General features: G+C 57.9%; 22 protein-coding genes. 13 read left to right on the top strand and 9 right to left on the bottom strand.

The window, feature by feature from the left end; translation table 11 throughout:
* Window positions 1–6: 6 nt before the first annotated feature.
* Window positions 7–1491, bottom strand: a complete 1485-nt coding sequence (locus H4N61_RS15795) for a GMC oxidoreductase (RefSeq protein ID WP_182394440.1) — start codon at window positions 1489–1491, stop codon at window positions 7–9.
* Between the two features lie 110 nt (window positions 1492–1601).
* On the opposite strand from H4N61_RS15795, the gene H4N61_RS15800 reads away from it, so the two are divergent.
* Window positions 1602–2486: a sugar phosphate isomerase/epimerase family protein gene (locus tag H4N61_RS15800; protein ID WP_169195543.1), complete on the top strand. Its 885-nt coding sequence runs from the start codon at window positions 1602–1604 to the stop codon at window positions 2484–2486.
* A gap of 70 nt (window positions 2487–2556) precedes the next feature.
* Here the strand turns inward: H4N61_RS15800 and H4N61_RS15805 are convergent, their stop codons facing one another.
* Window positions 2557–3378: a sugar phosphate isomerase/epimerase family protein gene (locus tag H4N61_RS15805; protein ID WP_248305996.1), complete on the bottom strand. Its 822-nt coding sequence runs from the start codon at window positions 3376–3378 to the stop codon at window positions 2557–2559.
* Window positions 3379–3601: 223 nt separating this feature from the next.
* Between H4N61_RS15805 and H4N61_RS15810 the strand changes: the two genes are divergently transcribed.
* Together H4N61_RS15810 and H4N61_RS15815 are read left to right on the top strand one after the other, a co-directional pair.
* Window positions 3602–4165, top strand: coding sequence for an NAD(P)H-dependent oxidoreductase (locus tag H4N61_RS15810; protein WP_169195544.1), 564 nt, complete (start codon window positions 3602–3604; stop codon window positions 4163–4165).
* 98 nt (window positions 4166–4263) lie between these two features.
* On the top strand, window positions 4264–4617 hold the full coding sequence (locus tag H4N61_RS15815; protein ID WP_182394441.1) for a hypothetical protein: 354 nt from the start codon (window positions 4264–4266) through the stop codon (window positions 4615–4617).
* 88 nt (window positions 4618–4705) lie between these two features.
* On the opposite strand, the gene fumC is transcribed toward H4N61_RS15815, so the two are convergent.
* From fumC to H4N61_RS15830, 3 genes are all read right to left on the bottom strand, one after another.
* A complete protein-coding gene (fumC, locus tag H4N61_RS15820) occupies window positions 4706–6100 on the bottom strand; it encodes a class II fumarate hydratase (RefSeq protein ID WP_182394442.1) in 1395 nt (464 codons plus the stop codon).
* A 129-nt stretch (window positions 6101–6229) separates the two neighbouring features.
* Window positions 6230–6409 (bottom strand): 50S ribosomal protein L32, encoded by a 180-nt coding sequence (gene rpmF, locus H4N61_RS15825; RefSeq protein ID WP_169195547.1) that lies wholly within the window; start codon window positions 6407–6409, stop codon window positions 6230–6232.
* Between the two features lie 139 nt (window positions 6410–6548).
* Window positions 6549–7259, bottom strand: a complete 711-nt coding sequence (locus H4N61_RS15830; RefSeq protein ID WP_182394443.1) for a transglycosylase domain-containing protein — start codon at window positions 7257–7259, stop codon at window positions 6549–6551.
* An 89-nt stretch (window positions 7260–7348) separates the two neighbouring features.
* Between H4N61_RS15830 and H4N61_RS15835 the strand changes: the two genes are divergently transcribed.
* The 6 genes from H4N61_RS15835 (at window position 7349) to H4N61_RS15860 (ending at window position 11258) form a co-directional block, all read left to right on the top strand.
* Window positions 7349–8251 carry a polyprenyl synthetase family protein gene (locus H4N61_RS15835; protein WP_182394444.1) on the top strand — a complete coding sequence of 301 codons (903 nt, stop codon included), beginning with the start codon at window positions 7349–7351 and terminating at the stop codon, window positions 8249–8251.
* 1 nt (window position 8252) lies between these two features.
* Window positions 8253–8885, top strand: a complete 633-nt coding sequence (locus H4N61_RS15840; protein WP_182394445.1) for an MOSC domain-containing protein — start codon at window positions 8253–8255, stop codon at window positions 8883–8885.
* A 7-nt stretch (window positions 8886–8892) separates the two neighbouring features.
* Window positions 8893–9360 (top strand): YbaK/EbsC family protein, encoded by a 468-nt coding sequence (locus H4N61_RS15845; RefSeq protein ID WP_182394446.1) that lies wholly within the window; start codon window positions 8893–8895, stop codon window positions 9358–9360.
* 4 nt (window positions 9361–9364) lie between these two features.
* The gene (locus H4N61_RS15850; protein WP_182394447.1) at window positions 9365–9979 is read left to right on the top strand and encodes a 50S ribosomal protein L11 methyltransferase; all 615 of its coding nucleotides are present in this window, start codon (window positions 9365–9367) and stop codon (window positions 9977–9979) included.
* Window positions 9980–10127: 148 nt separating this feature from the next.
* Window positions 10128–10559, top strand: coding sequence for a PACE efflux transporter (locus tag H4N61_RS15855; protein WP_169195553.1), 432 nt, complete (start codon window positions 10128–10130; stop codon window positions 10557–10559).
* A 99-nt stretch (window positions 10560–10658) separates the two neighbouring features.
* Window positions 10659–11258: a glutathione binding-like protein gene (locus H4N61_RS15860; RefSeq protein ID WP_182394448.1), complete on the top strand. Its 600-nt coding sequence runs from the start codon at window positions 10659–10661 to the stop codon at window positions 11256–11258.
* Window positions 11259–11392: 134 nt separating this feature from the next.
* Here H4N61_RS15860 and ispG read toward each other — a convergent pair whose 3' ends face one another.
* On the bottom strand, window positions 11393–12634 hold the full coding sequence (gene ispG, locus H4N61_RS15865) for a flavodoxin-dependent (E)-4-hydroxy-3-methylbut-2-enyl-diphosphate synthase (RefSeq protein ID WP_182394449.1): 1242 nt from the start codon (window positions 12632–12634) through the stop codon (window positions 11393–11395).
* A gap of 316 nt (window positions 12635–12950) precedes the next feature.
* Between ispG and H4N61_RS15870 the strand changes: the two genes are divergently transcribed.
* Together H4N61_RS15870 and H4N61_RS15875 are read left to right on the top strand one after the other, a co-directional pair.
* Window positions 12951–13250 carry a DUF1232 domain-containing protein gene (locus H4N61_RS15870; RefSeq protein ID WP_182394450.1) on the top strand — a complete coding sequence of 100 codons (300 nt, stop codon included), beginning with the start codon at window positions 12951–12953 and terminating at the stop codon, window positions 13248–13250.
* An 80-nt stretch (window positions 13251–13330) separates the two neighbouring features.
* Window positions 13331–14554, top strand: a complete 1224-nt coding sequence (locus H4N61_RS15875) for a GGDEF domain-containing protein (RefSeq protein ID WP_182394451.1) — start codon at window positions 13331–13333, stop codon at window positions 14552–14554.
* On the opposite strand, the gene pyc is transcribed toward H4N61_RS15875, so the two are convergent.
* The 3 genes from pyc to H4N61_RS15890 all read right to left on the bottom strand — a co-directional run bounded on the left by pyc (window position 14551) and on the right by H4N61_RS15890 (window position 19646).
* Window positions 14551–17991, bottom strand: coding sequence for a pyruvate carboxylase (pyc, locus tag H4N61_RS15880; RefSeq protein ID WP_169195558.1), 3441 nt, complete (start codon window positions 17989–17991; stop codon window positions 14551–14553). The genes H4N61_RS15875 and pyc overlap by 4 nt on opposite strands.
* Window positions 17992–18087: 96 nt before the next feature.
* Complete coding sequence (locus H4N61_RS15885) at window positions 18088–18504, bottom strand: TIGR01244 family sulfur transferase (RefSeq protein ID WP_169195559.1); 417 nt, start codon at window positions 18502–18504, stop codon at window positions 18088–18090.
* A 110-nt stretch (window positions 18505–18614) separates the two neighbouring features.
* Window positions 18615–19646, bottom strand: coding sequence for a glycine betaine ABC transporter substrate-binding protein (locus tag H4N61_RS15890; protein WP_182394452.1), 1032 nt, complete (start codon window positions 19644–19646; stop codon window positions 18615–18617).
* Window positions 19647–19867: 221 nt separating this feature from the next.
* Here H4N61_RS15890 and H4N61_RS15895 point away from each other — a divergent pair, with 221 nt between their 5' ends.
* Together H4N61_RS15895 and H4N61_RS15900 are read left to right on the top strand one after the other, a co-directional pair.
* Window positions 19868–21070, top strand: a complete 1203-nt coding sequence (locus tag H4N61_RS15895; RefSeq protein ID WP_182394453.1) for an ABC transporter substrate-binding protein — start codon at window positions 19868–19870, stop codon at window positions 21068–21070.
* Between the two features lie 66 nt (window positions 21071–21136).
* Window positions 21137–21727 carry a class I SAM-dependent methyltransferase gene (locus tag H4N61_RS15900; RefSeq protein ID WP_182394454.1) on the top strand — a complete coding sequence of 197 codons (591 nt, stop codon included), beginning with the start codon at window positions 21137–21139 and terminating at the stop codon, window positions 21725–21727.
* The last annotated feature ends 2 nt before the right edge of the window (window positions 21728–21729 follow it).

The following is a 21729-nucleotide window of genomic DNA, read 5'->3' on the forward strand; positions in this document are numbered from 1 at the left end:
GAAAAGTTAAAGCGTGCGACGAGCGGCAGCAATCTGACGCGCGCCCAAAGTGGACAGCGCCACCGAGTACAATGTGGGGTTGGTTGCGGTCATGGTTGGGATCACGCCATTGCCCGCGACATAGAGATTGTCAAAATCCCACACCTTGCTGGTGGCGTCGCAAACGCTGGTACCGTCATTGGCCTCGCCCATGCGGATCGTGCCCTGATAGTGCAGCGAGCTGCCCACTGGCAGTTGGATGGTGGCAAAGCCCGGCGCTGAACGACCAATGATATTGGCAATGCGCAAGGCGGTTTCCTTGGCATATTCGATACGCGCCAGATCCGCTGCCGATTGCTGCCACTTGATCGAGATCGACGGCAGGCCGTGCCAATCGAGATTGTTCTCGTCAAACTCAATGCGATTGTTCGCGTCGACATCGGCCGGCACAAACACGCCCATGCCCACTGGATAGCCCGAAAACTCTTCATTGACCGGCATGCTGCTCAGGCTGGTCTGGGCAATCGTCACCGAGAAGGGGAAATCCTTGGTCGCTGGGATCCAGTTCATCGCCCGCATAGGCTCTTTGCTCTGGAACTCAGCAATCTGGGAGATCATGTAGTGGTCGTTGATATAGCGCCCCAGCGCCGCTGGGCGAATGCCCGAGGCAAAAAGGATCTGCGGCGTGTGCAGCGAATCGGCGGCAACCACCACGGTGGCGGCCGTAATAACGAAGCTTTCGCTCTCGCCAGCGCGGACCAATTCAACGCCAGTTGCGTGGCCATTTTCATGAATGACGCGGCGGCAAATGGTTTCCGCCAAAATCTGGAAGCGTTCCTTTGGCTCTTTAACCAGATCGCCAAGGATCACATCGGTGCCGTGGTAGAACAGATCGCCGTCCTTTGGCGTTGCCGCCAGCGGCATTGGGCGCACGGTGCGGTCTTCGTTCCGGCCCGGATTAAATTCCGCCCCAAGGCGCTCGCGCAGCTGCGCAGCAACTGCGTCGCCAGCGCGCGGGTCCTTATTGGTGCCCAGCAGCATTTCAGCGTCGGCGACAGCCGCGTCAAACACATCGTTCGCAATGAACGGGACGCGTTCTGCCTCCGATGGCGTTGGTGTGCCGGTCGACCACTTTGTGCCCATGCCACCGACGTTTGCCGCCGAAAAGCCTGCGAACAGGCCCTGACCATCATCGCCCTCATTGGCGATGAACAGGCCCGAGCGGCGCAGCAGCGAGGCATCGAAACCACCCGCGCGACGGGCTTCCCATTCTTCCTTGGAAATCGACAGGCGACGGCTGCGATCGGCGCCCTGCGCCAGCGTTTCCAGCTCAGCGCGCTTTTCCAAATCCAGCACGTTGTCGAGGTGCCCGCCCACTTCCGGAAGGATTTGAGGGCCAGCCTCCACCATCACGATGCGGGCTTCAGGCCAATTGTTGCGGATCACGCGCGCATAGGCGCTCCCATTGGGGCCGCTACCGATGATGACGACGTCGGTGGAGAAAGAAGACATGAAACGAATTCCATCAAAACGCTGGTATGAAATTGGTATCAATTGTGCAAACTCGATGTAAAGTAGCCAACTGAAACTAATGCGATAATTTCTATTCCCGGAGCGCGCTGATGAAGATCGGTATGTCCTCTTATAGCTTCCTCCCCCTGCTCGCGAACGGCAGCATAAGCGTCGATGGCCTGTTCGATTGGCTCAGCGCAAATGGCGCCGAGCACCTGGAAATCGCAACCTTCAGCTTCGCACCACCCGGCGAAGGCTCGACCTATGATCTTGCCAGCGATGAAAAAACCCTTCGCGAACTGGAAGCCGCCGTTGAGCGCACCGGCATTCCGATCTCCGGCTTCTGCCTCGGCGCAGACATGTTGGGCGAAAATCGCGCCGAGGAGATCGCCAAAGTAAAACGCTACGTTGATCTTTGCGCGCGGTTCGGCGTCAACTATTTGCGCCATGACATCGTCATTTGGGGCAATCGTCTGGCCGACACTCAGGCCATTGAAGATGCCTATCCCATCCTCGCCGAGGCCTGCCGCGAGATTGCCGAATATGGCGCCAGCAAAAATGTCGTCACCAGCGTTGAAAACCATGGCTTCGTCATGGTTTCAGCCGAGCGCCTGACGCGTCTCCATCATCTGGTCAACCACCCCAATTTCAAGCTCACCGTCGATGTCGGCAATTTCCTTTGCGTTGACGACAATCCCTATGTCGCCACCAACCGCACCTTGCCCCTCGCCAGCTTCGTCCACTTCAAAGATTTCTATATGCGCCAAGCCGAGCCCGGTCCGGGTTGGCTGAAAACAGCGGGCGGCGAGTTCATACGCGGCTCTGTTCTGGGCTATGGCGATCTCGACATTCAGGCCCTTGCCGACGCGGTCATCGCCTCCGGCTATGATGGTTTTGTCTCGCTTGAATATGAAGGGGGCGATCCAACCCTGTTTGGCTGCGAGCATGGCCTCAACAATCTCAAACGCTTCCTCAGCAAAGCCACTGCCGCCTAAAACAAGGCCACTGCCGCCTAAAACAAAACCCCGCCCCGACAGCGGGGTTTTCTTTTTGAGAGGCCAGCGATTAAAGCGTGATCAGGCGATCAAACCGTGCCTTCATATCGGCGAGATGGTTGCGGTCGCCGCCCGGCATTTCAACCGAAGCCCAGCCGGAATAACCGATCTTGGCAAGGCTGGCGTTCACCGCCGCCCAATCCACATCACCCTCGCCCAGCTCCACCTCAAAGCCCTTCCACGGGCCTTCGGCGTTCATCTTGGCAAGGCTATATTCCTTGACATCGAGGCGCATGATGCGTGTGCCGAGCGCTTCAATCCAGTCGCATGGATTGCCATAGCGCAGCACATTGCCGATATCGAAATACCAGCCCAGATGGTCGTTCTCAAAACCATCAATCAGATGTGCGGCTTCGAGCGGGCTCAAAAGGAAATTGTTCCAGACGTTTTCAAGCGCGATCTTGATGCCGATCTCTTCGGCATGCGGCAGAAGGCGATCAATGCCTTCAACAGCGCGGTCATAAGCGGCCGCATAGCTGGTCTTGTCATTGACCACGCCGGGCACCAGCAACATGGTTTCCGCGCCATAGGCCTTGGCCTGCTTCATGCCTTCAATGCTCGCTGCAACGCAGGCGTCACGCACCGCAGGATCAGGGTCGGTAAGCGGGGTCGGCCAATGGGCCGAATTGATCACGCCCGGAATGGCCACGCCGGTCGCATCGCGTCCTGCCAGCACTTCCGCCTGCGGCAGATCATTGGGCGCGTCCAGCTCAACCCCATCAAAACCAAGATCAGCGACCAGACGGAACTTGTCTGCAATCGAAAGATCTTCTTCGATCATCGACCATTTGAGGCTGGTCTTGGCCATAGGGCGGGAAGAGGGAGTGGTCATAGCAACAAACTCTGGTTCTGCGTCGCCCTAACCCTAATGCGCTCTGACCGAGGTCTGAAAGCCCGAAACCGCACTTACCGTCTCCTTCCCCAATTGGAACGGCTCCTTCAAACAGTGCGCTCTTGTCGCAGGCTGAGCTCTCTTGTCCTCGCTCCCCCGCCCGGCCATATCGCAGTTTCAATCCCCCTATCCTTCTATCCGATCTCCTGAACGGACGAGTTTTTTGTCGCTTAATCTTAAAATCATCATCGGCAGCACCCGCCCCGGTCGTGTCTGCCCCAAAATTGCTGCTTGGGTTGCTGAAAGCGCCATTGCCCACGGCCAATTCAATGTCGAGATTGTCGATCTGGCTGAAGTGAACCTGCCGTTCCTCGATGAAGCCACCCACCCGCGCGTGCAGACCTACGCCTTCGAGCACACCAAGAACTGGTCGGCCATCGTCGGCTCGGCCGATGCCTTCATTTTCGTGACCCCGGAATATGATTTCTTCACCCCCGCGGTCACCATCAACGCCATTCAGGTGCTGATGAACGAGTGGGCCTATAAATGCGCGGGCGTGGTCAGCTATGGCGGCGTTTCTGCCGGTCTGCGCTCAGCACAGACCCTGCGCACCCTCCTGAGCAACGTCAATGTGCACGCCATCCCGCAGGTGGTGCCCGTGCCGATGTTCCCGCAGTTCATGCAGGATGGCGTGTTTACGCCAAACCAGCCCATGATTGATGGGATGACGCTTCAGCTCAACGAACTGGCCAAATGGGCCGCAGCGCTCAAGCCAATGCGCGCCTAAACTGAACGATGCCGCCTCCGGGCGGCATTTTTGTTTGCGTGACAACTTGCGTTGACCGCCCTAGCATCACGCATCCAAACCAAGCTGAGGAGGCCAGAATGCCTCACTTTCTAGCAGTCTACACGATGACTCCAGAAGACCTCGATCGCTTCCGCGAACGCCCTGAGGAAGAGCAGAACGCCGTGGACGATCAGGGGCTCCCGGCGTGGGAAGCTTGGGAGGAGACCCATGCGGCCATGATCGTTGATAAGGGCGGCATGGTGGGAGGCACCCTGCGGGCGTCCGGCTCCGGCATTGCTCCGGCCAAAAATGACATCTGCGGCTATATCGTTGTCGAGGCCGAAACGATTGATGCCGCCGCAGCCATTTTTGCTGACCACCCGCATTTTGCCATCTTCCCCGGCAGTGGCGTCGACATCATGCCCTTCGTCACGCCCTACCCCATGCCCTAAATACAAAATGCCGCCCCTTACGGAGCGGCATTTTTTCGATCCCCCACATCCGGATGCTTGTGCAAGCCCGGATGCAAAAATCTAAAAGTCAGCGCTTGAGCGGGCCGACCATCTGTTCTGGCTTCACTTCAGCGTCGAACTCTTCGCCGGTGAGCAGACCCAGTTCAATCGCGGTTTCACGTAGGGTGGAGCCGTTCTTGTGGGCGGTCTTGGCGATCTTGGCCGCATTGTCATAGCCAATCTTGCGATTGAGCGCTGTCACCAGCATCAGCGACTGATCAACCAGCTGCTTGATGCGCTTGTGATCTGGCTCAATGCCGATGGCGCAATTGTCGTTGAACGACTTGGCCGCATCCGCCAGCAGACGCACCGACTGCAGGAAGTTGTAAGCGATCACGGGCTTAAAGACGTTGAGCTCGAAATTGCCCTGCGAAGCCGCAAAGCCAATCGCCGCGTCATTGCCCATCACCTGCGCCACAACCATGGTCATGGCTTCCGACTGAGTCGGGTTCACCTTGCCTGGCATGATCGAGGAGCCTGGCTCGTTCTCTGGAATGGTGATTTCACCAAGACCCGAGCGTGGACCCGAAGCCAACCAACGCACGTCATTGGCGATCTTCATGAAGGCGACAGCCAGCTGCTTGAGCGCGCCAGAGGTGCCAACAAAAGCGTCGTGCCCCGCGAGCAACGCGAACTTGTTCGGGCCAGTGACAAAGTCATGCCCGGTCAGCGTCGCGATTTCCGCCGCCACCGTCACGGCATAGTCTGGATGGGCGTTAAGCCCGGTCCCAACAGCGGTCCCGCCCAGCGCCACCTCCTTGAGCTGCGGCATGGTCTTCTTGATGGCGTCGAGCGCATAGTCGATCTGCGCCACCCAGCCCGAGATTTCCTGACCCAGCGTCAGCGGGGTCGCGTCCTGCAAGTGCGTGCGGCCGATCTTGACCACATCCATGAACTCTTCAGACTTGGCATTGAGCGTGTTGCGCAGCAGTTCGACGCGTTCGTAGAGATAGTTCTCAACCGCTTCCACCGCCGCGATATGCATGGCAGTTGGATAGGTGTCGTTCGAGCTCTGGCTCATATTGACGTGATCGTTCGGGTGCACAGGCTTCTTGGAGCCCATGACGCCGCCCGCCATTTCAATGGCGCGGTTCGAGATCACTTCATTGACGTTCATATTGGACTGCGTGCCCGAGCCGGTCTGCCAGACAACGAGCGGGAAGTGGTCCGCGAGCTTGCCTTCGATCACTTCATCGGCAGCAGCAACCACGAGGTCGCGCGTTGCCGCATCCATCAGGCCCAGCTTGTGGTTGGCCAGCGCCGCCGCCTTTTTCAGAATGCCGAAGGCACGGATGATTTCGACGGGCATCTTTTCCCCGCCGATATCGAAGTTCATCAGGCTACGCGCCGTCTGTGCCCCATAATACTTATCGGTCGGAACCTCGATTGTGCCCATGGTGTCCGATTCGACGCGCGTGCTCATTTGCCTTCTCCAAACTGTTTGCAAACACCGCTTCTTGTGGCGGTGGGGGTAAACAAAAACGGCCGACCCATCACTGGATCGACCGTTTAATATCAAATCTAGCGCATCTGCGCCAAACCGCCTTTCGGCTTAGCCCTTGACCGCGAGAATCTGGCGACCGCGGTACATGCCGGTCTTGAGATCAACGTGGTGCGGACGGCGAAGCTCGCCCGAATCCTTGTCTTCGACATAGGTTGGGTTTGCAATCGCGTCATGCGAGCGGCGGAAACCGCGCTTCATTGGCGAAGTTTTGCGTTTTGGCACTGCCATGGTCGGAACTCCGAATTCAATATCGTTGTGCCGCCAACTAGCGGCCCAGAGAGATTATCTCTGTCAGGATTGGTGCGGTCTATAGATCAGAAAACCACCCTTGGCTAGGGGTTTCTGACTCAAAACACGGGCCTTTGCACTAAAGTGAGAGCTGCCCGCCCTGCCCCACACAGGACGCCCGGGCCCCATATTCTTGGGCACGCTGCTGCACAATCCCCGCCACGCGGCTGAGTCCGCGATTAGGATTGGCCGGATTGCGCACGATCGGATTGGGCAGTGTCACCGCCAAAAGGCTCGCCGTCCGCCAGTCCAGATTCTGCGGCTCCCGCCCAAAAGCCCGGTTAGCGCCCGCTGCCACACCAAATTCCCCGTCCGGTCCCCATTCGGCGATATTGAGATAGATCTCCATGATCCGCTTTTTGGGCATGACCAGATCGATATACATCGCCAGCGGCACCTCGAGCGCTTTGCGCACCGCGCTCTGCCCATTCCAAAGGAAGAGATTGCGCGCCACCTGCATGGTCAGCGTCGAAGCGCCGCGGGTGGGTTTGCCAGCAAAGTAATTGTCGATCTCGATTCTCAGGGCGCTCATGTCGACCCCCCAGTGCCGACAGAACTGCCCGTCCTCGGAAAGGATCACCGCGGCCTTCAAGCGGTCGGAAATATCGTCGATATCGCGCCACACCCGCGTCACCGGTTGCCCCGTCACCCCGCGCACCATCATCGGCACCGAAATGGGCGGCACCACCAAATAGATCGGCGTCATCACCACGGGAATGGCGATCAACACCCCGAGAATGATCATCGGTATTTTGAGGGCTCTAAAGAGTGATTTGATGCCTTTGGACATTCCCCCTCTTTAAAAGAACCTCTCGGTCCTGCAAACCCGTGCCATCCCGGCCTCTTGCTGTATTTCCCCCTTCGGGCTAGCAACGAGCCATGTACGATTTTTCTGCCGATAGCGCTGATTGCGCCCGCGCCGTTGAAGCCGGCCTCTCGCAATATCTAACGGCCACTCAGCTGAGTGGACCGGGTCTTCCTGCCGATCGCCTGGTTGAGGCCATGCGCCACGGCGCACTCGAAGGCGGCAAGCGCCTGCGCCCGCTGCTGGTGCGTCAGGCCGCAGCCATTTTCTCCGTGCCCAAAGAGGCGACGCTGAGCGCGGGTCTCGCTGTTGAGATGATCCATTGCTATTCGCTGATCCACGACGATCTGCCCGCCATGGACAATGACGACATGCGTCGCGGCCGCCCCACGGTCCACAAGGCCTATGACGACGCCACAGCGATTCTGGCGGGCGACGCGCTCCTCACCCACGCCTTTTCCATGCTGGCCGATGAAGCCTGCCACGCAGACCCTACGGTGCGCATTCGCCTTGTCACCGAGCTCGCCTCCGGCGCTGGTGCTGGCGGCATGGTTGGCGGGCAGATGCGCGACATCGAAGGGGAAAAGGGCGGCTTCACCCCGGATGAGATTTCCACCATGCAGGCGATGAAGACCGGCGCGCTCATTCGCGCCTCCGTCCGCATGGGCGCGATTCTCGGTGGTGCTGAACCGCGCGCTCTCTCCGCCCTCACAGCCTATGCCGAAGCGGCAGGCCGCGCCTTCCAGCTTGCCGACGACATTTTAGACGTCACAGCCACCGCAGAAACCATGGGCAAGGCCACGGGCAAGGACGCCGATAAAAATAAGCAAACCCTCGTCGCTCGTCTGGGCGTCGATGGCGCGCGCGAGACGCTGGCGCAAATCGTCAATGAAGCGGTTGGGTGCCTGCGCACCTTTGGCCCCAAGGCCGACGGCCTACGCGCCACCGCCCGCTATTTTGCCTCGCGGGAGAAATAACTTGGCTCAGCTCCTCAGCGTCAATGTCGGCGTCCCGCGCAACATTCCCGGCACCCAGACGCTGACGGGCATCTATAAGCTTCCGGTAGAAGGCCCCGTCGCCATCACCCGCGAAGGCATTGCCACAGACATCATCGCCGACCGCCGCCACCACGGCGGCGCCGATCAGGCGATCTACGTCTATTTCCAGGAAGACTATATTTTCTGGGAAGGCCAAGGCATCGCCACCGAGCCCGGCCTCTTTGGCGAAAACTTCACCCTCTCGGGCACCGATAGCCTCACCTGTGCCATTGGCGATCGCTTCACCATTGGCGAGCTCGTTCTTGAGGTGACCTATTACCGCAAGCCTTGCCGCACCTTTTCGGCCCGCATGGGCAATCCTGCTTGGGTCAAAAGCTTCCAAAAAGCCCGCCGCTCCGGCGCTTATTGCCGTGTGATCACCCCGGGAACCGTGCAAGCAGGCATGGGTGTCACCATCACCCCCTACTCTGGCGAAAGAATCACCACCGCCGAAATCATGGGTTATGATGGTGTTGCCCTCATCCCCGACGATTTCATGCGTCGCGCTCTCACCACGCCACTGCGGGAAAAGACGCGCGAAACATACGAAACCAATTTGAACCGACTATTCTGAGTTTTCCATGAGCCTTGAATCTGTCCAAGCGGACCTCGCCGCCCGCGCCCCAGACCTTGCCGTCATCGTCACCGAAGACTCCACTGCAACTGTTCAGCTAGCCGCCGAAGTCCATGGCGTTGAACCCGGACAGATCGCCAAAACGCTCTGCATCAAAGTCAAAGACGAAGAGTTTTTGCTGGTCACGCGCGGCGATGCCCGGCTCGACAACCAAAAGTCCAAAACCGCCTTTGGCGGCCGTCCGCGCATGTTGGGTGCTGAAGACGTGCTTCGTCTCACCTCCCATCAGGTTGGCGGCGTCTGCCCCTTCGGCCTGCCCGCGCCACTCAAAATCTACCTCGATACCTCGCTCAAGATTTATGACGTGGTCATCCCCGCAGGCGGCAGCACCCATTCCTCGGTGCGCCTGTCCGTCGAACGCCTCGCCGAGCTCTGCGGCAGCAATTGGGTCGATGCGGCCCAATTGCCTGAGTAACGCGATGAGCCCAGAGCAGTTCATTGCGCAAAAGCTTCCGCTTCAGCCTTTGAGCCTCTGGCCCGAGATTGTTCTGCATCAGGCCAATGCCCATAGCGGCCTCGCCGCTTGGCTTGAGGCCAATGGCCACCCAGCCGCACCCTATTGGGCCTATGCATGGGCTGGCGGGGCCGCGCTGGCCCTTCATCTCAAAGCCCATCCGGAGTTGGTTGCTGGTAAAACTGTTCTCGATCTCGGCTCGGGCTCAGGCCTGGTGGGCATAGCCGCTGCCAAGCTGGGCGCCGCTGCGGTCTTCGCCCTAGACCCAGATCCATTGGCGCAAGTGGCAACCACGCTTAACGCCGAGGCCAATGGCGTTGCCCTCACCCTCGTCCCAACCTTGCTCCACACCGACATCGTCGTCGCGGGCGATGTCTTTTATGACGAGGACAGCGCCGCAGCCGTCCTGCCGCTCCTTCAAGCCCTTGCCCAAACCGGCACGCAAGTTCTGATCGGCGATCCGTATCGATCCACCCGACCCGCTGACGCCATGCGCGAGATCGCGCGCTATTCTGTGCCAGACATGGGCGCAAAATCCCCCGTCCCATCGGGCATTTTCGCGCTCATCGAGCCCCTTTAAGAAGGTTCCCTCCCCCTCGCGCATATCGGCCCTGCCCGGCCAAAACTTGCCAATATGTCGCAATCCTCCTATATCGGCAGCTCAAGAGGACGACCTCTTCCAGTTTGGTTTGTGTACCGGGACGGCCCGGATAACCATGGGGTCATCCATGCGCACCACACGTGATCGTATCCGCCACGCCATCTCTTTCGAGCTCATCGGCATTTTGCTCGCGACCCCGCTCGCGGCCTTCGCCTTCCATTTGGAGGGCGGCGATTCGATGGTTATCGTTATCGCCAGCGCCACCGTCGCTATGCTGTGGAACTACATCTATAACTTGATGTTCGACCACGGCATGCAGCGCTTCCGGGGCACAACCGAAAAGACCAAGCTGATCCGCGTCTTTCACGCGATCTTCTTTGAAGTCGGCCTGCTCGCAATCATGCTGCCACCCATCGCCTGGTATCTGCAGATTTCGCTACTCGACGCCTTCATCATGGATCTGGCCCTCGCCATTTTCTACATGATTTACGCGCTGGTCTTTAACTGGGCCTATGACCGCATTTTCCCACTCCCCGAGTGGACTGAAGGTAACGCGTAATTTCTCGATCAAACTGTCGCAGCATCTGGCTGAATACAGATTAATCACCTACCTATGCTGCGCCGTCTAAGGACGGCGTAGTTCTGGGTTAGGTATCAAATGAAGCTGTTTTATACGCCAGGCGCTTGCTCGCTGGCTTCGCATATTGTTCTGAACGAAATCGGCGGCACTTTCAGCATTGAAAAAGTCGACCTGCGCGCCAAGACAACCGAAAGCGGCGCTGATTTTCTCGCGCTGAACCCACGTGGTGCTGTTCCGGCGCTCGAAGTGGCTCCAGGCACCGTTATTTCGCAGGGCCCTGCAATTCTGCAGTATCTCGGCGACAACTCCGACATCGCCGCTTTCAAGCCTGCTTACGGCTCGATCGAACGCGCGCGTCTGCAGGAAGCACTCGGCATCATTGGCGACACGCACAAGGCTTTCGGTGGCCTGTTCAAGCCAAATCTGTCGGACGAAGAAAAGGCCGCCGTTATCGGTGAAATCAACCGTCGTGTTGGCCAGATCGAAGCAACGCTCACCGACGCCAGCCCATATTTCCTCGGTGACTTCACCCAGGCGGACGCTTATGCCTTCACAGTCATCAACTGGGGCCGCCAGTTCCTCGACTTTGAAGCCTTCCCACGCGTTGGCGCACTGATGGCCGCCGTTGGCGCCCGCCCAGCCGTTCTGGCTACGCTCAAGGCCGAAGGCCTGATCTAAGGCGCACGCCAAGCCAAACAAACAAAAGGGGCGCTCAGCGCCCCTTTTTCAATTCAAATGCCCGGTGAATTTTAAAGCGCTGAGCACGATGATCAGCATGGCGAACCAGAACAGTCGCCGTACATTGCGTTCACTCATTCAGCCGCATCCTGACGGCCTGTGCCGAACTTCTTTTCAATATAATCAGCGACCATAGCCTTAAACTGATCGGCCACATCGGCACCGCGCAGCGTTGCCACCTTCGCGCCATCGACAAAAACCGGCGCCGCTGGTGTTTCCCCGGTACCGGGCAGCGAAATACCAATATTAGCGTGCTTGCTCTCGCCCGGACCATTGACGATGCAGCCCATCACCGCGACCGAAAGCGTTTCTACACCGGGATAGCGCTCGCGCCACGCAGGCATGGAGTCGTTAAGGTGCGTCTGGATTTCCATGGCAAGTGTCTGGAAGGTCGAAGACGTGGTGCGCCCGCACCCCGGACACGCCGCCACAACCGGCAAGAACTGACGGAAGCCCATGGTCTGCAAGAGTTCCTGCGCCACCTTCACTTCCGTCGTCCGATCGCCACCCGGCTCCGGCGTCAGCGAAATGCGAATGGTGTCGCCAATCCCTTGCTGCAGTAAAATTCCGAGGGCCGCCGAGGAAGCCACAATGCCCTTAGAGCCCATACCGGCCTCGGTCAGACCAAGGTGCAAGGCATAGTCGCAGCGTGCCGCCAAATCCTGATAGACCGCGATCAGATGCTGCACATCCGACACCTTGGTCGAGAGCAAGATCTTATTGCGCGGCATCCCGAGCTCTTCAGCCCGCGCCGCAGAAAGCAGAGCAGACTGGATGATCGCCTCGCGCTGCACAGCCGCAGCCGAGATCGGCTGAGCCGAATTGGCGTTATCATCCATCAACCGCGTCAGCAGCTCTTCGTCGAGCGAGCCCCAATTGACGCCGATGCGCACCGGCTTGTCGTATTTATTCGCGATCTCAATCAGTGTGGCAAACTGGGTATCGCGCTTGGCTTTGAAACCCACATTGCCCGGATTGATGCGATACTTGGCCAAAGCCTGCGCACAGGCCGGGTGATCGGTGAGGAGCTTATGGCCGATATAGTGAAAATCCCCGACCAGCGGCACATCATAGCCCATGGTCAGAAGACGATCACGAATTTCAGGAACCGCTGCCGCGCTCTCGTCGCGATCGACGGTGATGCGCACGATCTCAGAGCCAGCGCGCGCCAGCTGCATGACCTGCTTTACGGTCGCATCGATGTCGGCCGTATCGGTATTGGTCATGGATTGGACCACGACGGGAGCCCCGCCGCCAACCATAACGCCACCGACATTGACACCAACAGACTGCCTACGCGGCGCTGGACCGGACATATTCTTCCCCGAAGATACTCTTGCCTACGCAAATAGGCCTTCCACCATGCACTGGCAACTCAACAATGGCGTGACGCTCAACGCAAGTGTGCAACCGTGCCTCTCGAGGGGCGCGATACGCCGCTATGCCAAGGCCGCGCCCAATGAGCCGCCCAGAAGTGCCAGCCAAGTGCCACAAAAAGGCCAATAGCGGCCAAAACGCCAAAACCGTACGTATCGGTAAAAATTTGCGTTATAAATCAGCGCTCAAGAACCCGTGAACTTTGTGATCACCGACAAGTCTTGAACGGGAGCAATCATCCCCCATTTATGGGTCATGATGAACCTCCTCCTCCCCCGTCTGATCCTGTTCCGCAAAGAAGTCGCGCAGCTCTGGAAAGCATTCTGGGCACGCGAGACGCCGCTTTATCTCAAAGCGGCAACGCTGTTTACAGCCTTCTACCTCATCAACCCCTTTGACATCATCCCCGATGTCCTGCCCTTTATCGGCTGGGTGGACGATTTTGTCCTTATCCCTCTGATGGTTAGCTGGATCGTCTCGCGCATGCCGGTCCCTGCAAAGGTCTACGCCGGCAAGCATGGCCCGACCATCGACGGGACAGCCAAGCGCCGATGAATCAAAGGCATAGTCCAGCAGAGTTACAAGTTTAGTTTTTTGCCGTGACAGGAAGCACATAATCCGCGTAAGAATAATTTATGCGTGAAATGGTGCTCCTAATGGATCGACAGATTACGAATTTTACTTTTAGCCTTGCTGGACCTGCTACACTTTCGGCTTTCGCCGTTATTTTTTTAGTTCTCTATTTTCAAAATCGACAGCATATTCATCTGCTGATATTTGCGGCCACCGCTGGCACGTTCAGCCTTGGCATGCTCACCCAAATCATTGATGCGCTTAACGAAACAGAGACGGGCCTCCCGGCCAATATTCTCTACGTCATAGCGGGTTTCCTGTTCTGTGCAGGACTTGCCAAGCGCATCGGTCGGCAACCGCCCTACCGCGTTATGATCCCTGTAGTGATCATCCTTGCCCTACAGACTTGGTTCTTCACTTATGTGAACCCGAACCAGTTGGCGCGCATCTATCTTCTCAATTTCTCGGCCGGGCTGATCCTGATCATTACGGCCTTAACTGCCATGCCCGCTCGCCATGCAGTGTTCACCGAAAAGCTGCTGTTCTGGAGCTTACTGCTTTTCGGACTTCACTTTTTCCCGCGCACTATTCTGACCGCCGGCTTCGGCCTGCAGATGGAGCCGGACGATTTCATGATCTCGTCCTATTGGTTCACCTTGCAATTGTGCCTTGCTGCCTTTGGATCGGCGGTCGCCATCGCAGTGCTATGCGCCTGTATCTACGACACCGTGAACTATATGACCGATGATCGCGACAGAGACCGCCTGACACGGGTCCTCTCACGCCGCGCCTTCCATCAGCAATCCGAGGAAATGCTCAAGCAGAGCACTGGTTTACCCAGCTGTTTGGCGATCTTTGACATCGACAACTTCCGCCGCTTCAACCAACGCCAAGGTTATGAAGAGGGCGACAGAATATTAGCGGATTTCGGCTACGTGCTCGCCCGTAATATCCGTCGCGCCAATCTCACGGGCCGCTTTGATGGCGAGGAATTTTTAATTCTCCTCCCCCGAACCAAACTGGCAATTGGGATCGACACGCTGAAAGCTTTCAAAGCGACGCTGCGAGACCACAACTTCTGCAGCGACGATGATCTCGGTGCCATGACCATCAGTGTGGGGATTGTAGAAATCGGGGTGGACGAAACCTACACCCAAGCTTTGATGCGCGCTCAGCAGGCCCTCAAGAGCGCCGAGGCGACTGGTCCGGATTCGTTGCTGGCGGGCACAGCGCCAACAGCTGAACAAAAAGAAAGCCCCGCGTTAAGCGGGGCCTTCCAAGCTTAGTCGAGGCGAACCAGAAGGTCCTTAGCGTCAATCTGGTCGCCCGGCTTAATCAGAAGCTCAGCGACAACCCCATCCACTTCAGCGTGGATGGCGGTTTCCATCTTCATCGCTTCGATCGAGCAGAGAACGTCGCCAGCCGAAACCTTCTGACCTTCCTTAACCGCTAGGGTCGAGATCACGCCCGGCATCGGAGCGCCAACCTGCTTCGGATCGCCGGCAACAGCCTTAGCGCGAACCTTGATTTCACCGGCCTTCAGACGATCCGGTACGGTGATGGTACGCGGCTGACCGTTGAGGTCGAAGAACACACGTACTTCGCCCTTTTCGTTGGTCTCCGCACGGCCCTGATAGTTCACAACGAGGGTCTTGCCCTGTTCGATGTCAATCAGCAGCTCATCGCCTTCGTTCAGACCGTAGAAGTAAACCGGGGTCGGCAGAACTTCAGTTGGACCATAACGATCCTGGGTCTTTTCAAAGTCCGAATAGACCTTTGGATACATGAGGTAAGAGGCAAGACGGAAGTCATCGATCGGCATGCCGACCTCTTCCGAAACCTTCTTACGCTCGGCTTCCAGATCAACATCCTTGAGGTAGGAACCCGGACGCTCGGTGAGCGCGGTCTTGCCCTTGAGAACCTTCTTCTGCAGTGCCTGCGGGAACCCGCCAGGAGGCTGACCAAGGTCACCAGCAAAGAAGCCGACAACGGAATCCGGGAAGGCGATGTCCTTGTCTGGATTTTCGACGTCTGACCGCGAAATACCAGCCGAAACCATAGCCAGAGCCATATCGCCGACAACCTTGGAAGATGGCGTCACCTTCACAATGTCACCGAACATCTGGTTCACGTCAGCATAGGTCTGCGCCACTTCGTGCCAGCGGGTTTCAAGACCAAGCGAACGCGCCTGTTCCTTGAGGTTGGTGAACTGACCGCCCGGCATTTCGTGCAGATAGACTTCCGAAGCGCCGCCCTTGAGATCGCTCTCGAAGGCACGGTACTGCGTGCGCACGGCTTCCCAGTAGAAGGAAAGCTGACGGATCGCCTTAGCGTCGAGCTGCGGATCCTTGTCGGTATCAGCAAGCGCGGCAACCAGCGAACCAAGGGTCGGCTGCGAGGTCGTGCCCGAAAGGGCGTCCATCGCCGCGTCAACCGCGTCAACACCCGCATCTACAGCTGCCAGAACGGTTGCGGAGGCCGCGCCCGAAGTGTCGTGAGTATGCAGGTGGATCGGCAGACCGATTTCTTCCTTCAGCGTTGCAATCAGCTTCTTGGCTGCTGCCGGACGCAGGAGGCCCGCCATGTCCTTCAAACCAAGAACATGGGCGCCAGCGGCTTCCAATTCCTTGGCCAGATTGACGTAATACTTAAGGTCGTACTTCGCGCGATCTGGATCGAGCATATCGCCGGTGTAGCAAATAACGCCTTCACAGACCTTATTGGCTTCCAGCACCGCATCCATCGACACGCGCATGTTTTCGACCCAGTTGAGGCAATCGAAGACGCGGAAGATATCAACGCCGCCCTTAGCCGCCTGCGCGACGAAGAACTTTACGACGTTGTCTGGATAGTTGGTGTAGCCAACGCCGTTGCTGCCGCGCAGCAGCATCTGGGTCAGAATGTTCGGCGCACCAGCGCGAACCTTGGCCAGACGCTCCCACGGATCTTCGTTGAGGAAGCGCATCGACACGTCGAATGTCGCGCCACCCCAGCATTCAAGCGAGAACAGGTTTGGCAAGCCACGCGAATAGGCTTCAGCAATACGCGTGATGTCAAAGCTGCGCATACGCGTTGCCAGCAAGCTCTGGTGCGCGTCACGCATGGTCGTGTCGGTGAAGAGAACCCGCTTCTGATCCTTCATCCACTGGGCAAGACCAGCCGGGCCATCGCGATCAAGAACCTGACGCGAGCCTTCGATTGCAGTCAGTTCCGGGAATTCGGGCACAAACGGCGCCGCCGCAGCAGCAGGCGGACGCGGACGATCACGCACTTCCGGGTGACCATTGACCGTCACATCGGCGATGTAGGTCAAAAGCTTGGTCGCACGGTCCTTGCGCGGCTTGAAATTGAACAGATCCGGCGTCGTATCGATGAAGCGCGTGGTGTAGCGGTTCTCGACGAAGTCGGTGTGGGTGATGATGTTCTCGAGGAAGGCCAGGTTGGTCGACACGCCACGAATACGGAACTCGCGCAACGCGCGGTGCATACGGGCAATGGCTTCATCTGCGGACGGTGCCCAGCAGGTGACCTTTTCCAAGAGCGGATCATAATAGCGGGTGATGATCGCGCCAGCATAGGCCGTACCACCATCCAAACGCACACCAAAACCGGTCGCACCGCGGTATGCAGTGATGCGGCCATAGTCTGGAATAAAGTTCTGTTCTGGATCTTCAGTGGTAACGCGGCACTGGATGGCATTGCCGTTAAGACGAATGTCTTCCTGCAGCGGCACACCCGATTCTGGCGTACCGATCACAGCGCCATCGAGCAGATGGATCTGCGCCTTGACGATGTCGATGCCGGTCACTTCTTCAGTGACAGTGTGCTCGACTTGGATGCGTGGGTTCACTTCAATGAAGTAGAACTTGTTGGTGTCGGCATCCATAAGGAATTCGACTGTACCGGCACCACGATAGTTCGCTTCATTGCCGAGGCGCACAGCCGCACCAGTCAGCTCGGCACGAACTTCTTCCGAAAGATATGGTGCAGGAGCGCGCTCCACAACCTTCTGGTTGCGGCGCTGCACCGAGCAGTCGCGCTCGTAAAGATGCACAAGATTGCCGTGATCGTCACCGATCAGCTGAACTTCGACGTGACGCGCACGCTCGATCAGCTTTTCGAGATACATCTCATCCTTGCCGAACGCGGCCTTGGCTTCGCGCTTGCCTTCCGAGACTTCAGCAATAAGGGTGCTTTCGTCCATGATGCGGCGCATGCCGCGACCACCGCCACCCCACGACGCCTTAAGCATCAGCGGGTAGCCGATCTCGGCCGCCATACGCTTTACTTCGTCCATATCGTCTGGAAGCGCGTCAGTGGCCGGGACAACCGGAACATTGGCCTTGATCGCCATATTGCGCGCGGCGACCTTATTGCCGAGATCGCGCATGGTCTGCGCGCGCGGGCCAATAAAGGTAATGCCAGCGGCTTCGCAAGCGTCAACGAATTCTGGGCTTTCCGAGAGAAGACCATAACCGGGGTGGATTGCATCCGCACCCGAGGCCTTAGCGACACGAATATACTCGTCGATCTGCAGATAGGCCTCAACCGGGCCTTTCCCCTTACCGATCAGATAGGCTTCGTCAGCCTTGAACCGGTGCAGCGCGAGTTTATCCTCTTCGGCATAGACCGCGACGGTCTTAAGCCCAAGTTCGTTTGCCGCGCGGAACACACGGATTGCAATCTCGCTGCGATTGGCGACGAGGATCTTCTTGATTGGCATCGATTTAAACCCGAGCTAGAGGGGCGTATTCCTCACGGTGAGGTCGGCTCAGTAATCGACGGAATGAACGGTTGCCCGCCCAACCGTCGTAAGTTTCTAAGATTGGCTGAGGTAACCAGCCAGATGGCTCATGTCATAGCCTGCTTCTGCTGCCTGAGCGATGATCTCTTCGGCTGGCTCCTCACCAGCGCGCGAAAGAGCCCAGAGCGTTGTAGAACGCGTACCCGAGCGGCAGAAACAGAATACCTTGCCTTCGCTCCCCTCAAGCGCAGACTTGGTGTTTTCGATCAGTTCCGGGCTTACCCCGTCACGGCCGAGTGGAATAGAAACATAGGTGAGCCCGGCAGCATTTGCGGCTGCTTCGATTTCAGCTCCAGCCGGTTGATCCGGCGATTCCCCATCTGGACGATTGTTGATAATCGTCGTGAAACCAAGGCTTTTCAGCGTCGTCACGTCTTCCGGCTGTATCTGTCCCGATACACTGACGTGATCGTTAATACGCTTCAATTCCAAGGCTCGTCTCCCTAAACCAGCACTAGCGACGGTTGGTTATAATCGGTGTACGCACCGGTACGCAACTAGCACAAAAGGCGAAGCTGTCATGCAACTGTCATTTGCCGCGATTAGCGGATCTCTTCCGGGCTAACCCAAGCACGCCATATCGATTGATTTCGCTCGACAAACTGCGCTGCGACAGCTTCCTCGCTTGCCCCAGGCTGGCTCAACTCGGCCAACATTGCGTCCATTTCTTTCAATGAGAGCGTCGCTCTTTGAAAATATCCCGCAATAAGGGGCGAATTCACCACGAGATTTTCAGAAAGCGCAATAACAACTGTCTCGGGCGCGAAGGCGGATGGCTTTGGCAGCGCACAGTTCAATGACGCCAGACATTTAGCCGCAGCCTCGTCATATGCCCCCATATCCACAGGGGTGAAATCGAGCTGAGCCAGAACCGGATTTGGCTGCCAGTAGTAAAAGAGAAAAGCATCGCGTTTGTTCACCGCTTCAGCGATCAACTTATCCATTTCGAACCGATTGGCGGGCTCCACCACCTCGACCAGTGATCCAAGCCCAAGCGCCTCAATCAGATTGCGATTGATGATCGAGCACGCCCAGTCAACCGGGCACGAGATAAACGGGATTTTTTCGCCGGAGGACAAAAGCGGGATCGCTTCTGCCAGATTGGCAAGATTGGGGGCGCCAGTGAACAACTGCGCCGTTTGGGTCGGCATAAACCAGCCTTCAAAGCTCTGCGTGTCGTAGCTGGGCGCTGCCGAACGCACCAATTGGCTGTCCATTGCGCTGTTCCACACCTCGGCAATACGGCTGACCCACATCTCGGGAGCAACTGTTGGCAAAGCTGCTGCGCCCATGCTGGAGGCCGTCGCTGCTAAATCGCCCTGAACAAACTGCACATCGCAGTCATATGCCTCCCGCAAAATATTGGCATGAACCTCAGCCAAAAGTGCAGCAGAGGGCCAACCCATTTTAGCCATGGCGATCGGCTGGGTGCCGCAGGCAGGAAGCGCAACACTCTCCACCGTTGACGGGGTCGCTTCACTGGGCGCGGCCCCATCGTTCAACACGCTAAACTGAGCCTGCGCCGAGATCGTCATCGCCGCCAAGAATAGCCCCGTTATCGCCTGTCTATGCATAGCGGCCTGTACTCCGTCTTGTAAGGCTCAACTTATGCCGAACGGGGCCACGTTAAGCAACCGAACGAGCTTATGAAATGCTCGTCTAAATACCGGTGACTTTTCCCTCAGTTCTATGCAAGACTTTACTCAGCGGGGCGTATGACGCGCCCCCTAAAGGTGCCGCGCCGTAGGGAGGGACTGATGCAAAGGTCTCTGGCGCAACCATAAGAGGGATAACAATGCTGAAAAAATCTTTGAGCCTGGCAGTCGCTGCCGCCACCTTGCTTGCCGCCGCGCCAGTTTTGGCAGACGACGTGAAGATCGGTTTCCTGGCAGACATCACAGGCCCGATCGCCGGCTTTGCACCGGGCATGGTTGATGCTGCCAATCTAGCCATCACAAACGTAAATGATCAGGGCGGCATTCTGGGTGGCGACACTCTGGTGTCGGTGCTCGCAGACTCCGCATGTGACGGTGGCGCGGCTGGTCCTGCCGCCGACCGCTTGGTCAACGCTGAAAACGTCGTCGCCATCTTCGGTGGCTTCTGCTCCGGCGCAACGATTGCTGGTGCTAATGGCTCGGCAATTCCAGGCAATGTCGTCATGATTTCGCCAGCGTCGACTGCACCTGCGGTCGCAGAGCTCGACGACAATGATCTGGTGTTCCGTGACGTTGTCCCGGATAGCATCCAAGGCGTGAAGGCTGCAGAGCTTCTGCTGGCACAGGGCACCAAGGAAGTCGGCCTAACCTACGTCAACAACGATTACGGCTCGGGTCTTGCTGGCGCATTCGCTGACGCGTTCGTTGCTGGTGGCGGCAAGGTTCTGTCCAATGTCGCTCACGAAGACGGCAAGGCCGACTACCGTCCAGAAATCGGTCAGATTGAAGCCTCGGGCGCGACCACATTGGTCATCTATGGCTACGAAAATGCTGGCGGCGGCGCAATCCTCAACCAGGCAATCGAAGCTGGCTCCTTCACCCAGTTCATGGGTGGCGACGGTATGGCCGGTGAAGCGCTGCTGTCTTCGCGCAACGCAGCAGATCTCGAAGGCATGATCCTGACGCAGGCTGCTGCGGCGGCTGGCCCATCGTTTGACGCACTTGATGCCCTCACCAAGGCTGCAGGACAGGACGTCAACGGCACCTATGTGACCAACTCGTATGACGCCGTCTTCCTGCTGGCACTGGCAATCGAAAAGTCGGGCGCAGCTGATCGTAACGGCATCTCCGCTGCCCTGCGCGATGTCGCAAACGCTCCAGGCGAAGTCATCCTGCCGGGCGAATGGGCCAAGGCTAAGGAACTCATCGCAGCGGGTACCGACATCAACTACGAAGGTGCTTCCGGCACCGTAGAGTTCGACGCGGTAGGTGACGTAGCCGGCGCTATCAACTACTTCTTGGTTGAAGGCGGCGCAGTGGTCAACAAGGGCCTCGTTGAGTAATCCTCACACCAAGGCACTGTATCCAGCCCGGGCTAACGCTCGGGCTGTTTCTTTTTGGGTAGCCCAATGGTCGACAATAACACGTTAGATTTCTATGCAGCGAATGCTGCCGACTATGTGGAAAATGGGCAGGACGAGCCCTCGTCGCATTTGCGTGCCTTTGCTCAACTTCTGCCCCCGCAGGCCAAAATTCTCGAATTGGGGACGGGCAGCGGCCGGGACGCTGAATTCTTGCTTCAACGAGGGTTCGACGTCACGCCGACGGACGCCTCTGCGGAGTTGGCCGCCCATGCAGAGGCGCGCCTTAACCACCCGGTCCGCATTTTGGCCTTCGACGCGCTTGAGGATGTCTCTCAATACGACGCAGTGTGGGCATGCGCTTGTCTTTTGCATGCACCAGCCTCGGAGCTCACCGACGACCTATCGCGCATTCATCGCGCACTGAAGCCCGGCGGCCTGTTCGTTGCCAGCTTCAAAGCGGGGAATGGCGAGGGGCGCGATAGCTTCGGGCGCTATTACAACTATCCGAGCGCGGACACCCTACTCGCTCATTATCGCGATGCCGCGTCTTGGGCCGATCTTCAGCTGCAGTCAGAAGTTGGAAGCGGCTACGACAATCTGCCAACGCAATGGCTCTGGGTGACGGCTCGGCGCTAGGC

The organism is Devosia sp. MC521 (assembly GCF_014127105.1).
GTDB lineage: Bacteria > Pseudomonadota > Alphaproteobacteria > Rhizobiales > Devosiaceae > Devosia.

What these genes read in the sequence shown, in the direction of transcription:
- H4N61_RS15795 (WP_182394440.1), bottom strand. Translation starts at nt 1,491, where the DNA reads ATGTCTTCTTTCTCCACCGACGTCGTCATCATCGGTAGCGGCCCCAAT.
- H4N61_RS15800 (WP_169195543.1), top strand. Translation starts at nt 1,602, where the DNA reads ATGAAGATCGGTATGTCCTCTTATAGCTTCCTCCCCCTGCTCGCGAAC.
- H4N61_RS15805 (WP_248305996.1), bottom strand. Translation starts at nt 3,378, where the DNA reads ATGACCACTCCCTCTTCCCGCCCTATGGCCAAGACCAGCCTCAAATGG.
- H4N61_RS15815 (WP_182394441.1), top strand. Translation starts at nt 4,264, where the DNA reads ATGCCTCACTTTCTAGCAGTCTACACGATGACTCCAGAAGACCTCGAT.
- fumC (WP_182394442.1), bottom strand. Translation starts at nt 6,100, where the DNA reads ATGAGCACGCGCGTCGAATCGGACACCATGGGCACAATCGAGGTTCCG.
- rpmF (WP_169195547.1), bottom strand. Translation starts at nt 6,409, where the DNA reads ATGGCAGTGCCAAAACGCAAAACTTCGCCAATGAAGCGCGGTTTCCGC.
- H4N61_RS15830 (WP_182394443.1), bottom strand. Translation starts at nt 7,259, where the DNA reads ATGTCCAAAGGCATCAAATCACTCTTTAGAGCCCTCAAAATACCGATG.
- H4N61_RS15835 (WP_182394444.1), top strand. Translation starts at nt 7,349, where the DNA reads ATGTACGATTTTTCTGCCGATAGCGCTGATTGCGCCCGCGCCGTTGAA.
- H4N61_RS15845 (WP_182394446.1), top strand. Translation starts at nt 8,893, where the DNA reads ATGAGCCTTGAATCTGTCCAAGCGGACCTCGCCGCCCGCGCCCCAGAC.
- H4N61_RS15850 (WP_182394447.1), top strand. Translation starts at nt 9,365, where the DNA reads ATGAGCCCAGAGCAGTTCATTGCGCAAAAGCTTCCGCTTCAGCCTTTG.
- H4N61_RS15855 (WP_169195553.1), top strand. Translation starts at nt 10,128, where the DNA reads ATGCGCACCACACGTGATCGTATCCGCCACGCCATCTCTTTCGAGCTC.
- H4N61_RS15860 (WP_182394448.1), top strand. Translation starts at nt 10,659, where the DNA reads ATGAAGCTGTTTTATACGCCAGGCGCTTGCTCGCTGGCTTCGCATATT.
- ispG (WP_182394449.1), bottom strand. Translation starts at nt 12,634, where the DNA reads ATGTCCGGTCCAGCGCCGCGTAGGCAGTCTGTTGGTGTCAATGTCGGT.
- H4N61_RS15870 (WP_182394450.1), top strand. Translation starts at nt 12,951, where the DNA reads ATGATGAACCTCCTCCTCCCCCGTCTGATCCTGTTCCGCAAAGAAGTC.
- H4N61_RS15875 (WP_182394451.1), top strand. Translation starts at nt 13,331, where the DNA reads ATGCGTGAAATGGTGCTCCTAATGGATCGACAGATTACGAATTTTACT.
- pyc (WP_169195558.1), bottom strand. Translation starts at nt 17,991, where the DNA reads ATGCCAATCAAGAAGATCCTCGTCGCCAATCGCAGCGAGATTGCAATC.
- H4N61_RS15890 (WP_182394452.1), bottom strand. Translation starts at nt 19,646, where the DNA reads ATGCATAGACAGGCGATAACGGGGCTATTCTTGGCGGCGATGACGATC.
- H4N61_RS15895 (WP_182394453.1), top strand. Translation starts at nt 19,868, where the DNA reads ATGCTGAAAAAATCTTTGAGCCTGGCAGTCGCTGCCGCCACCTTGCTT.
- H4N61_RS15900 (WP_182394454.1), top strand. Translation starts at nt 21,137, where the DNA reads ATGGTCGACAATAACACGTTAGATTTCTATGCAGCGAATGCTGCCGAC.